The 12,861-nt window shown below is 72.2% G+C and carries 5 protein-coding genes; 4 read left to right on the top strand and 1 reads right to left on the bottom strand.

Annotation, left to right across the window (positions count from 1 at the left end; genetic code table 11):
* Window positions 1-58: 58 nt before the first annotated feature.
* The 3 genes from U9978_RS23030 to U9978_RS23020 all read left to right on the top strand — a co-directional run bounded on the left by U9978_RS23030 (window position 59) and on the right by U9978_RS23020 (window position 4,965).
* The gene (locus U9978_RS23030; RefSeq protein WP_322763240.1) at window positions 59-2,560 is read left to right on the top strand and encodes an Hsp70 family protein; all 2,502 of its coding nucleotides are present in this window, start codon (window positions 59-61) and stop codon (window positions 2,558-2,560) included.
* On the top strand, window positions 2,541-3,431 hold the full coding sequence (locus U9978_RS23025) for an OmpA family protein (protein ID WP_322763239.1): 891 nt from the start codon (window positions 2,541-2,543) through the stop codon (window positions 3,429-3,431). The genes U9978_RS23030 and U9978_RS23025 overlap by 20 nt, the downstream gene beginning before the upstream one ends.
* Before the next feature lie 82 nt (window positions 3,432-3,513).
* Window positions 3,514-4,965, top strand: a complete 1,452-nt coding sequence (locus tag U9978_RS23020; RefSeq protein ID WP_322763238.1) for a hypothetical protein — start codon at window positions 3,514-3,516, stop codon at window positions 4,963-4,965.
* On the opposite strand, the gene U9978_RS23015 is transcribed toward U9978_RS23020, so the two are convergent.
* Window positions 4,955-8,938, bottom strand: a complete 3,984-nt coding sequence (locus tag U9978_RS23015; protein ID WP_322763237.1) for a CHAT domain-containing protein — start codon at window positions 8,936-8,938, stop codon at window positions 4,955-4,957. The genes U9978_RS23020 and U9978_RS23015 overlap by 11 nt on opposite strands.
* Before the next feature lie 382 nt (window positions 8,939-9,320).
* Here U9978_RS23015 and U9978_RS23010 point away from each other — a divergent pair.
* The coding region (locus U9978_RS23010; protein WP_322763236.1) for a CHAT domain-containing protein at window positions 9,321-12,861 on the top strand (3,541 nt) is incomplete at its 3' end.

Below are 12,861 nucleotides of genomic sequence, written 5' to 3'. Positions count from 1 at the left end.
CCCTTGCAGGCCCCCGACCCACGCACCGGAAAACCCATCCCACCGGACAGGAGGAACGATGGCGCGATCGACGATTGACTTCGGCATCGACCTGGGTACCACCAACAGCGCGATCGCGGTCCTGGACGGCACGAAGGCCCGCATCATCAAGAACGCGTTCCAGCACGACACGACGCCGTCGGCTGTCTACGCCGACCGCAACGGCCGGATCCACGTCGGCGAACGGGCCCGGGAACGCGTCGAGTCCGATCCGGCGAACGCCGCCGCCGAGTTCAAGGGCAAGATGGGGCTGCGCGACCAGGCGAGGACGTTCGCCAACAGCGGCCTGGCGCTGACCCCGGAGGAACTGTCCGCGCACGTGCTGCGGGCACTCAAGACGAATGTCACCAGGCAGCTCGGGGAGGATATCCGGGCCGCGGTCATCACCGTTCCGGCCGCGTTCGAGCTGAACCAGACCGACGCCACCCGGCGGGCCGCCGAGGCCGCCGGCCTGGAACTGTCGCCGCTGCTGCAGGAACCGACCGCAGCCGCCCTCGCCTACAGTTTCCAGCGCGACGAGGACAACATCTACCGGCTGGTCTTCGACCTGGGCGGGGGAACCTTCGACGCCTCGGTGGTGCATATCCGGGACGGCGAGTTCGACATCGTCAACCACCGTGGTGACAATTTCCTCGGCGGGAAACTCATCGACTGGGCGATCGTCGAACAGCTGCTGATTCCCGCGCTGCTCCAGCAGTATTCGCTCCCCGGCTTCGGCCGGGGCGAGCCCACCTGGGCCCAGGCGATCGCGAAGCTGAAGGCAGCCGCGGAGAACGTGAAGATCGAGTTGTCCTCGACGGAATCGACGCTGATCGACATCAGCGACCCCCCGCTGTGCACCGACTCCCGCGGGAACCCGGTGGAGTTCGTTCACGAGCTGCACAGCGCGGACGTGGACAAGCTGACCGAGCCCTTCGTCGCCCGCGCGATCAACATCTGCCAGGCCGCGCTGCGGGAGAGCCAGCTCGCGCCGGAGAAGATCGACCGGGTACTGCTCGTCGGCGGGCCCACCCTCATGCCGTACCTGCGACGGCGGCTCACCGAGGGTCTCGGCATCGAGCTGGATGTCAGCCAGGACCCGATGACCGTCGTGGCCTGCGGCGCGGCGATCTTCGCCGGGACCCAGCGGCTGCCGGCGGAGCCGACGCGCCCCGACGTCGCCTATACCGTGGATCTTGAGTACCAGCCGATCGGCTCCGATCCGGAGCCGGTGGTCGGCGGGGTGGTGCGGGGCCCGGCCGGCCGCAAGCTTGAGGGGTCCACCATCGAGTTCGTCAACGCCGAGGCCCGCCCGCCGTGGCACAGCGGAAAGATCCTCCTGCCGGCGGCCGGCTCGTTCATGACCACCCTGCGCGCCGAACCCGAGCGGCGGAACACCTATGAGATCGTTCTGGAGGACCCGACCGGAACCCGCGAGCGGATCCAGCCCGCGGAGCTGACCTACACCGTCGGCGTAGTCGCGCCGGCCGCCACCCTCACCCACTCGATCGGGGTGGCGCTGGCCGGCAACGAGGTCTCCTGGCTGCTGGCGAAGGGCACGCGGATCCCCGGCAAGGCCCGCGAGATCCTGCGGAGCAACGTGCGGCTGACCCGCGGCCAGTCGGGCGGCCTGCTGCGGATCCCGATCCTGGAGGGGGAGTACTCCCGGGCCGACCGCAACCGGCAGGTGGGCGCGCTGGAGATCCTCGCCGATCAGGTGGCCCGCGACATCCCGCGCAACAGCGAGATCGAGGTGGAGATCCAGATCGACGCCTCCCGGCTGGTGACCACCAAGGCGTATGTGCCGATCCTCGACGAGGAGTTCGAGGCGTTCCACGACCTGACCACCGAGAGCGCCCCGGCCCCGGCCGAGCTGCGCCGGGCGCTGAACGCCGAGCAGGAGCGGCTGGAGGCCCTGCGCGCCGACGCGCGGCGTACGGCCGACCCGGCCGCGCTCGCCATCCTCGATGAACTGGACGACGAGCGGGTAGTCGATCAGCTCGAGAACGACGTGGCCTCCACCGAACACGGTGACACGGACGCGGCGAGCACCGCGGGCAAGCGGATGCTGGACCTGCGGGCGAAGCTCGACGACGTCGAACATGCGCTGGAGTGGCCCTCACTGGTCGAATGGGCGAACCGGGTGCTCCACGATGCGCCGGGGTTGATCGAGGAATACGGCGAGGCCCAGGACCGGCGGCGGCACGAGCTCCTCGCCGCCGACATTCGCCGTGCGCTGGCCGGCCGGGACGCCGCGCACCTGAAGACCTTCGTCGACGAGCTGACCGGGCACCTGGCCATGATGGTCGACCGGAGGACGGGTGCCGTGGTGATGGCCCGCTTCACCCAGTTGGTCAAACAGCGTTCCGAGCTGCGCGACCAGGCCCTGGCCGCACGCCTGATCGCGGCGGGGCAGCGCGCTGTCGACAGCAACGACATCGAACGGCTGCGGACGGTGATCCGACAGCTCGCCGACCTGCTTCCGCCCGAGGACAGGCAGGCGGACGCGGAGGGCTACAGCAATGTCTACAAGTCCCGGTGACACCACCCACGCTGCGCTGATCGGCGAGGTCGTCCGGGGGCAGGCCGCCGCGCTGGCCCGTTCCGGCCGGTACGAGGACGCCGTGAGCCTCCTGACAGAGCTGGCGACCGGGCGCGAGCCCACCGCGGCGGAACACGACCTGCTCGCCCGGATCCACGCGCAGCAGGGCCGATTCGGCGACGCCGAGCGCCACTGGCGGGCTGCGCTGGCCATGAACGGCCCCACGGACGGCCCAACGGACGGGGCCGCAGCGGGCCTGCGCCGCCTCGAACGACTGCGCACCCGCCGCGGCAGCGGTCGCGTCCGGGGCGGTGCCGCCGCCATGTTCGTCGCTCTCGCCTTCGGCGGGGGCTGGTGGCTCGGCTACGACCGGACCGACCCGGCGGTAACGGCCGCCCCCGCAACGGCTCCCGCATCGGTCCCCGCGCAGGCTCCCACCGCATCGGTGGATGTGACGGCGAACCTGGCCGCGCGCCTCGCCGGACCGGAGGTCAGCATCGCCAAGGCCGGCGGCCAGGTGGTCGTCGTCTTCCACGACGCGCTCTTCGCCGCGTACGACACTCCCAGCCCGCAGGGCCGCGCGGCACTCGCCGGGCTGGGCATCCGGCTGGCGGCGATACCCGATATCGCCGTCGAGATCGTCGGACACAGCGACAATCTGCCGGTACGCCCCGGCGGCCCATTCCCCGACAACACCGCGCTGAGTCTGGCCCGCGCCGCGTCCGCCGCAGAGATCTTGAGTCAGGCCGGCGTCCCCGCCGCAGCCCTCACGATCTCTGCGGCCGGCAACGCCGTCCCCCCCCATCGCGACGGCCCTGCCGGTGACACCCGTAACCGAACGGTGATCATCCGTATCACACCGCCCGGCTGAGGCTGCCGGAGACCGGGCAGCCGGCCGACGAGCGAGAGCCAACGAAGCAGGCGAGAGCCACAGAAGCAGGAAGGACGTACCCATGACGCAGGCCGAGCCACGGCCGAAGGCTGCGGCCCGGCCCCGCGACCCGCTGGCCGTCGCGCTTGCCAACGCATCCCTGTTCGGTGGCGGGTACCTGATGCTGGGCCGGGGACAACTCGCCGTCGTCGTCACCCTGATCACAGCCGAGCTCCTCATTGTCTTCGCCTCGGTCGCGCAGGTGCTGTGGTTCGGGATCGTCGTGCTCGTGTGGTGGGTGGCCGTCATCGCACACGGCTGGTATCTGGCTGGTGGGCGGCCGCGGCGGGGCCGGATCTGGCCGAACCGGTCGAGGAGACAGGGGGCCATCGCCCTCGCCTGCGTGCTCCCGGTACTGCTGGCCTTCGGCTTTCTCCGGTTCGACATCGCGCAGATCGAGGGGGACGTCGTCGCGGCCCACCGCACCGGTGACTGCCCGCGGGCGGAGGCCGCCACGGACAGGGTGTCGCCCGCTCACCGCATGGTCGCTGTCGCCCCGGTCGCAGACGGTGCGAACATGGTCAAGGCATGTGCACTGCTGCGGACGGCCACCGGCCATCTCGACGTCGGGCGGGCCGGTGACACCGCAGCCCTGGACACCGGTTTCCGGCAGCTTTCCACCGTCCTTGCGGAGCTGCCCGGCCATGAAACCATGGTGCAGGGAGCCCTGGACAGGTTCCTCGACGGCCTACCGACCAAGGATCCCTGCAACACCGTGAAGATCCTCACGTGGCTCGCCGCGCGGCCGCCCGGCGGCAACGGGCTGGACCGCGCCGCCCAGGTCGTCCCACAGCTCGCGCCTGCGGCGCTGGTCGACTGCGGCAACAAGCTCGTGGCGGCCGGGGACTGGGAGAATGCGCGGGCGAAATATCAGCAGCTGCTCGACCAGTACCCCGGCCACAATTTTGCCGCCAAAGCCCGAGAGGGAATACAACAGGCCAACCAGAAGATCGAGGATGCGAGAATACGCCGCGAGCGGGAGGCCGAGGAGGCGAGGATACGCCGCGAACGGGAGGCCGAGCTGGCGAACCTACGCCGTCTGCTGCAGACGTCAGGCTCCGGCCAACCGGCGTACTGCTCCGCTCCGGTACCGTTCACAGCCGCCCCTTCCGGCGGGCCGAACCGCGCACTGATAGTCGGCAACAAAACGTACGTGGACCAGCTCCCCGCCGAGTGGAGGACCGATGACGTCACCAATGCCACGCGGGTGCTCTGCGTCGGCACCTCCGAGTTCGGAGCTGCGGTCCGAACCTGCCAATATGTATATATAGAATACTTTAACGTAACGTTTTACCGGGTGGCGTTGCCCGTTCGCGTTTACGAGCTACGAACCGGACGACTCGTGACCGACACCAGACTGGAGATCAGCGGCGCAAGCTGCCCTGACCCCATCCGCGGCTATGACACGAAGCGGTACGTCACCCCCTCCGATTCCCAGATACAGGCCGCCTTCAGACCACTGATCAGCCCGTGACCGCCTGTGAAGTGCCAGAAATGGTGGCGGTGTTGATGATGTCGCGGATGGTCTGGTCGGCGGTCGCCCGGTCCGGGCAGAGGCCGTCGATCAGGGCGGCGAAATGCACCCCGTCGGTCTGGTCGACGATCGCGGCGAGCCCGGCCACGGTTGCCGGTGGTGGGCTGTCGGGGTCGGTGGTTACCTCCTCCGCCAGCGCCCGCAGCGAGCTGGCTGCCCGGTCGGTGTCGCCGATCAGCCGGTAGAGGGTGGTGGCGGCGAGCCGGTGGGCGTGCACGGCGGCACGATCGGCGCCGGTCCGGCCCAGATAGTTCGCGAGGTTGTGATGGGAGACGGCGATCGCGTCCGGGTCGGGGTGGGTGTATATGAGCCGGAGGGCGATCTGTGCCAGCCGGGCGGCGTCGGGGTGCTGGCCGCGGGTGTCTGCGAGGTCGGCGCGGGCGGTGAACACCTTGCCGAGCACGGTGATGTCGCCGGTGTCGGCGAAGGTCTGCTGGCAGTCGGCCAGCAGCGTGTCGGCCTGGTCCAGCCGGCCCAGCGCGATCAGCGGCCCGTAGTCGTTGAACCGAGTCCGGGCCAGCTCGTGGGGGCCGGCGCCGCGGCGCCGCTTGCTGGCCTGTACGCGGGCGTTGTAGTCCAACGCCTGCTGCCAGCGGCCCAGCGCCACCGCCGCCACCGCCCCGATTTCCAGGGTGACCTCGCGGATGTTCCACGGGCGGACGGTGTCGGTCGGGTCGGGGTGGTCGGGGAGCCGGTCGAGGCGGGCCAGCAGCCCGTCGGGTCCGTCCAGGGCGGCCAGTACCTGCTCGCCCTGCCCCATTCGGTACAGGATCTGCAGCCGCCGTGCCTCGTCAAGGGCCTGGGTCCAGCGGCCCGTCCCGGCCTGCCGGCGGTGTGCGGCGGTGGTGTCGGCGACGGTCAGCGCCTCGGCCAGCCGCCCCTGACCCGCCAGCAGGTCGATCAGCGTCCCGCCGCTGGCGGCGGCGGTGCGGGGATCGCAGGTGGCCTCGGCCCACGCCAGGGCCTGGCGGAGTACCTGTTCGCCGCCGGCCGGGTCCACCTTCGCCAGCGCCCGCCCGAACACCCCCAGCTTGTCGGGGGTGCCGGTGGTGTCGGCGATCCGGCGCAGCAGCGGCAGCACCGCCTGCACCATCCCCGGGTTCGCCAGGTCGCGGACGAACGCCTGCTCCAGCAGGAAGCCGGCCTGGTCCCAGTCGTGCAGGCGGAGCAGGTAGGGGGCGGCGGACAACCCGGCCCTCGCCACCATCTGACTGGCCTCGCCCTCAGCCCGGCCACGAGCCGCCTCGAACACCGCCCGCCAGAACGCGGCCAGCGCTACGTCCACCGCCGTCCGCACCTCCTGCGGCGTGCCCGCGTGAACGGCTTCGGCGACCCCCGGATGCACCCGCAACACCGTCACTTCTAGTGACGGCCCATCCGCGTCCGCGCCCGGGCCATCGGCATCGGCATCGGCATCGGTGTCTGTATCGGCCGCGGCCGGCGGTGGTGGGGTGTCGACGGCGACCAGCGCGGCGTCGGTGAGCACGGCCCGCAGCCCGTCGGCCGGCGGCGCCTCGCCCGGCCGGCCCAGCCGGTGCCACACATCCGCCCAGTTCGCCTCCACGACCGGCTGGGTGCGGTCGTCGTCTTCCAGAGCGCACAGCAGCTGCAGCAGCAGCCCCGCCGGCTCGGCCAGACCGGCGACCGCTGCGGTGACCCAGCCGGTAAGCGTGTCGACGAACCCGTCCGCGTCCAACCCGCTCCGCCCGGTGGAGAAGAACGCCGAAAGTGCCGGCCCGCGGCCCGCCGCCGCCTGCTCGGCGGCGACCAGCTGCTCTTCCAGCACCTCCCGGCCCTGGCGGGCGGCCGCGTCGGCGAGCTCCAGGAGTTTGGGATGCCCCTGCACCACACCCAGCACCCGGCGAACCAGCCCACGATCGGCCCGGATCGCCTCGGCGGACGGCTGTCGGGCATGCCCGGTGCGGTCGCGTTCCGGGGCGGTGTCGGCGTGCAGCAGGGCGCCGAGATCGTCGAGTTCGCGAGCGAGGACGGCGGCCTCGTCGAGGGTGAGGGCGTGCACCGGCTCCGTGCAGGTCCGCGCCGGATCGAGGCCGGGCAGGGGCGTGCGGCTGGTCAGCACGAGGCGCGACGGCCCGTCGTGAATGGTCAACGCGCGCAGCAGCACCGGCCACCGGTCGTCCCGCCAGGCGTGCCCGTCGGGCGTGAGCAGGGTTTCCAGGTTGTCCAGCACGATCAGCAGGGCGTTCTGCCGGCACAGTGCGGTCAGCACCGGGGCGATGCCGCGGAGCTGGTCGACGGTGGTGATCCGGGTCAGCGACGGGGCGCCGGCGGGCACGAGTTGCAGCTCCCAGGCGTCGGCGAACCGGGCGAACGCAAGGTCATGGGCGTCCGGGTCGGTCGGCGCCGTCCAGTACAGCGCCGCCGCACAGGTGCCGGCGTGCCGGTAGGCCAGTTCCAGGGCGCAGGCGGTCTTTCCGCCGCCGGCCATCCCGTGGAACAGCACGGCGGTCCGGCCGGAGGCGGGAGCGAGCGCGGCGGAGGCCCGCGCCATCGGCGCCGCCCGGCCGACGAACCGGGCGGGTTCCGGGTCGAAGTCGGCCGTTGCCGTGTCCAGCCGCAGCGGCTGCCGACCCTCCGCAGAGATGATCTTCTGATGGGCGGCGTCGCCGCCGAAGAGCGCCGGGGTGGCCAGGCTGACCGGGGGGACGGCGTCGGTGAGCTCCGCGGGCGATTCCGGGCCGGCCGCGTCCGGAAGGGCGCCGCGCAGCGCCGCGTCCAGCGGCAGTCCGCGCGCGAACAGCCGCTCATACAGCGCGGCGGCGAGCCGGATCGCGAACTCGTCGCCCACTGGGTAGCGCATGGCCAGCACCGCACAGCCCAGCGTGCCGGCGAGGGCCCGGGCCAGCCCGGCCCGTGACCGCCCGCCGGAGCCCGCCGCCGGACGGTCCTCCCCGTACGTGTCCGCCTCGTACGTGTCGGCCTCAGCCCGGTGGGTGTCGGCGCCGGGGTCCAGATCGAGCAGCCGCAGGGTTTCCGCGGTGGTCGCGGCCGCCGACTGGCAGGCGGAGAGCACCACCAGCTTCACCCGCGGTCGGGCCGGTTGCAGCAGGGTGACCAGCAGATCGGTGTTGATCGGGTCGGGGGAGCCGTCGGCCTTCTCCAGCACCAGCCGGCCGGCGTCACTGTGGGCGGAGACGTGCACCACGTCCCAGCCGTCCCCCGATTCGACGGTCGCGTCCAGCTTCTCGCGGGTCACGCCGTACTGCAGCACCGTCAGCTCGACCCGGTGCCGCGCGGCGATCCGGCGGATCAGGTCGGTCAGCGCGCGTCGTTCCCGCCGCAGGCCCAACGCGGTGGATCGGGCCGGCAGGGAGAACACGGCTAGGACGCGCAGGACATCCTCGGCCGGTCGGGGCTGGAACACCCAGGGTCGCGGGCTGATGGTCGGCGGGGCGATGTCGTAGACGATGGTGACGTTCTGGCGGGCCAGCGGACGCCCGCCGACGTGCACGATCTCCCACGGCCACTGCGGCAGGAACCCGAGGGCGTCGGGCAGCATCATCCGCACGGTCACCGGTGCCGCCTCGACGATGATCCGGCCGATCCGTTCGCCGAGTAGCTGCTCGCCGGCCCAATTCCCGGCGGTGGTGAGCAGCTGCTGTTCGCTGGCCAGCCGCTGGTGCGGGTCGGCGTTGCGCCGCAGATGCTCGTACAGGTCGGTGAACGTGGCGTACCCGCCGACGCCGGGGTCGATCGTCACCGGATGGTCGGTCAGGGTGGTACCGGTGGTGGCGTCCACGAGCAGCCACCGCCAGGACATCGGCCCGCCGGCCTCCTCAGCGGCCCGGGGGCTCGGGCGTCCGGCGGCGTCCAGGGGCCGCGATTGCGCCGCCGCCGCCGTCTCTTTGATCGGCGTGACGTCGACCGCTTGCAGCAGCAGCACGTTCGTCACCGACCCCCGTGTCCCCAGTAGTGGTGATGACGATAACGACCGGCGCGCCGGATCTGTCACCGACCGCACCGGTACGGGCTTCATACCGGACGCCCTTCGGCTGCTCCCTCTGCCACCGCGCACACGGGCCACGGCTGTCGTGCTCAACGATGTGATTGTCGTGCTGCTCCGACGACACCCAATCCCCATCGTTCGGCGCCCGCGCCCGCGCCCGCGCCTGTCGTTCGGCGCCCTCGCCCGTCCGGACGGTGACCGCACGGCTCCGGGGTCCGATCGCTTCGGGCTGATGCATCGTGCATCGGATCGGAGCCGGTATGCGACGATCTGCCTCCTCCGGTCGTTACGGTGGGCGGACGGCGGGAACGTTCAGGGGGGTGCCGTGGTGGGCGGTCTGATCCTGCGCCCGATGGACAGCACCGGTCCGTGGTCGTGGCGCTGGCTGCTGGTGGACGCCGAGACGGGCACCGCGCTCGCCGACCATCAGGTGACCATCGACCCCACCGACTGGCGGTTCCCGGCGTTCGTCGAGCTGGACCGCTATCTGTGGGCGCACGTCGATCCGCAGCACCGGCTGGCCGGCGAAACGACGCTCGTCGAGCAGGTCGGCGCGTGGGTGGGGGCCGAGCTGCTCGGCCCGACCATCGGCGCAGTCATCGCCGACTGGGCGCCGGTGACCGTGACCGTGCAGGTGCCGGAGACGCTGGCCGTGCTGCCGCTGTGGCCGTGGGAACTGGCCCATGCCGGGACGGCGCCGCCGCGGCCACTGGCCCTGCAGGATGTCGCGTTCGTCTATGACATCACCTCGGGCGGGTCGGCGGGTCACGCCGGCCGGGCCGGCGCCGCTCCCGGGAAGACTCCGGTCGGGGACGCGCTGCGGATGCTGGCGGTGTTCTCCCAGCCGGCGTTGACCGAGCCGCTGGCGCTGCGCCGGGAACGCCACGCCCTGGTCAGGCTCGTGCGGGAGCTGACCGGCCGGCGGCAGCGGCGGATCGAACTGCGGGTGCTGCAGTACGGCGTGACCCGCGAGACGCTGGCGCAGACCGTGCGGGAGGTCGGTGGGTGGGATCTGCTGCACATCTCCTGCCACGGCGGCATCGACACCCTCACCCTGGAGCACCCGGATGGAACCCCCGACGCCATCAGTACCGCCGATCTGATCGGTCTGCTGCGGCCGGCGCGCTACCAGGTGAAGCTTGCGGTGTTGTCCGCCTGCCAGTCCGCTGCCGCGACCGCCGCGGAGACCCTACGTTGGCTCGGCCTGGACGAGCCCGCGCAGGAGCTGGAGGCCCAGGCCGCCGCCGAGGCCGGGGTGTCACCGCAGAGGGCCGGGACGGCAGACCGGGCGGGGACGGCCGGTGGCGGTGGCGGCTTGGCCCGGGGGTTGGTGGAGGCGGTGGGCTGCGCGGTGCTGGCCATGCGCTACCCCGTCGGGGACGAGTTCGCCGTCCGGCTGGCGACCGAGCTGTATGCGCGGCTGCTCGGCGACGGTCAGACCGTGGACGCCGCGCTGCGCCTGGCGTTGCCGGCCGCCGCCGGCCCGGTGCCGACCCCGGCGGCCCCACCCGTCTCGATCGCCACCCCGGTGCTGCTGGGCCACAGCGCGGTGGGGCTGGCCCTGCGTCCCCCGTCCCAGCAGGGCGCCTTTGCCGTGCCGCAGCGGCAGACGATGGCGTTCTTCCCGGCCGAGCCGGACCGGTTCGTCGGCCGGACTGCGGCCATGTCCCGCGCCTCCGCCGCCCTGGCACCGGCATCGGGACGCTGTGGTGTGCTGTTCCACGGGATGGCCGGTGCCGGTAAGACCGCCTGCGCCCTGGAGTTGGCCTACCGGCATGAGGACGCGTTCGCCGCCTTGGTCTACTGGGAGGCACCCAAACAGCCGGACGAGTTCGGTGCCGCGCTGGCCAGCCTCGCGCTCGCGCTGGAACGGCAGCTGCCCGGTTTCACCATGGTTGACAAGATCGGCACTGTTGAGCATGTCGAGCCGGTGACGGCGTTCGCTCCCCACCTTGCCGAGCTGTGTGAACGCGTCGGCCTGCTGATCGTGTTGGACAATCTGGAAACCCTGCTGAGCGCTGACGGCGGCTGGCGGGATCCCCGCTGGCCGGTGCTGGTCGGGGCGCTGACCGGGCATCGGGGGCTGTCCCGGACCGTGCTGACCAGCCGGATCATCCCCACCGGCCTGGGCCGTGACCGGCTGCTGGTCGAGCCGGTGCACGCCCTGCCCCGCGACGAGGCGACCCTGCTGGCCCGTGAACTTCCCGGCCTGCGTGCTCTGCTGCACGCCGACCGGACCGAACCCGGCGCGTCCCGCACCCCGGCCACCGCGGCCATCGCTGAAGCCGGCCCCGAACAGGTTGACGCCGATCGTGCGCTGGTTCGCCGGGTGCTGGGTGTGGTGCAGGGGCATCCCAAACTGCTGGAGTTGGCCGACGCGGCCGCCCGCCAGGGCCGGGATGTGTTGGAAGAGCAGCTGGTCGCGGCCGAGCAGGCGGCGGTGGGCCGCGGGCCGGCGCTTTCGGCGTTTTTCGCCGCGGGGCGGAGCGGGTTGGACGCGGACGGGTTCGTCGACACGCTTACCGGCTGGGTGACCGCGGCGGTCGCCGGTCTGGTCGAGCCGGCGGGGCTGTTGTTGCAGCTGCTGTGCGCTCTGGAGGACGACGACCGCACCCAACTGGTCGTGGAGGCGAACTGGGCGGATGTGTGGCACCGGCTGGGCCGGCCGGGCGATCCGCCGCCGGCCGGCGGGCTGCTGGCCATGTTGGCCGACGCCGCGCTGGTCGCCGTCGACAGCCCACCGCCGGCCGCGGCCGGTACAGACGCTGATGCCGACGGCCCGGGTGCGGACGGTTCGTCGTCGGTGGTGACGGTGTTGCGGGTGCATCCGGGGGTCGCCGAAGCCGTCCACGCCGGTACACCAGAACCGGTGCGGACGGCGGTGGACGCCGAACTGGCCATGTTCTGGGGGGCGATGTTCGACTGGGCAGCCGGCCGGGCTGAGGGTGAGGCCGGCCAGCTGGTGGCGAGGGCCGGGGTGTCCGCCGCCCCCTATCTGCTCCGCCTGCACGACTGGGAGCAGGCCGGCTTCCTGCTGGAGCAGGCGTTCTTCCGTGACCTGGCGAATCCGGGGATGGTGCAGGCGGTGCTGCCGCTGCTGCGCCGCATCGCCGACACCACCGGCACCCCCGCCAATCTGGGCAAGTTCGGGCGGGCGCTGGCGCAGGTGGATCCGGCCGGCGGCGAACAGGTACTCCGCCATGTTCTGGCGCGGGCCGAGGCCACCGGCGATGCTCGCACCGCCGCCGCCAGCGGCACGGATCTGATCGACCTGCTGCGCGGTCAGGGGCGGCTGGCTGAGGCGCTGACCGTCGCCGACATCACCGCCACGCACTACCGGCAGGCCGGGGCGGGCCGGTGGGCACAGGCCGGCAATGAGGCGCAGCGGCTACAGATCCTGTACCGGATGGGGCAGGGCGAGCAGGTACTGGCCGCCCTGGACGGGCCCGACGGGCTACTGGCCCGCCTCGACCGGCTCCCCGACAGCCCCGACCCGACCGACACCGTCCATCCGTGGAACATCCGCGAGGTCACCCTGCAGATCGGGGCGGTGGCGGCGGTGGCGCTGGGCCGCTGGCAGCAGGCGTTGGACTACAACACCCGGGTACAGGCCAGCAAGCGGCGCCGCGGCGCCGGCCCCCACCAACTGGCCGGCACCCGGTTCAACGACCACGGGCCGCTGATCGAGCTGGGCCGGCTGGCGGAAGCCGACACGCTGCTGGCCGACTGCCAGCAGACCTTCACCGACACCGGCGACATCACCGGGCTCGGCAAGGTGTTCTCCGCCCGCGCCGACCTCGCCGCCACCCGCGGCCAGCACCCCGACGCGACCCGGCTGGAACAGATCGCCCTCCGCCTCACATACACCC

This window comes from Protofrankia sp. Cr2 (assembly GCF_963555885.1).
Taxonomy (GTDB): domain Bacteria; phylum Actinomycetota; class Actinomycetes; order Frankiales; family Frankiaceae; genus Protofrankia.
The sequence above is the reverse complement of the archived record's forward strand: the minus strand, read 5'-3'. Positions and strand labels throughout refer to the sequence as shown.

Coding starts and splice junctions, on each gene's coding strand:
- U9978_RS23030 (WP_322763240.1), top strand. CDS start 59: ATGGCGCGATCGACGATTGACTTCGGCATCGACCTGGGTACCACCAAC.
- U9978_RS23025 (WP_322763239.1), top strand. CDS start 2,541: ATGTCTACAAGTCCCGGTGACACCACCCACGCTGCGCTGATCGGCGAG.
- U9978_RS23020 (WP_322763238.1), top strand. CDS start 3,514: ATGACGCAGGCCGAGCCACGGCCGAAGGCTGCGGCCCGGCCCCGCGAC.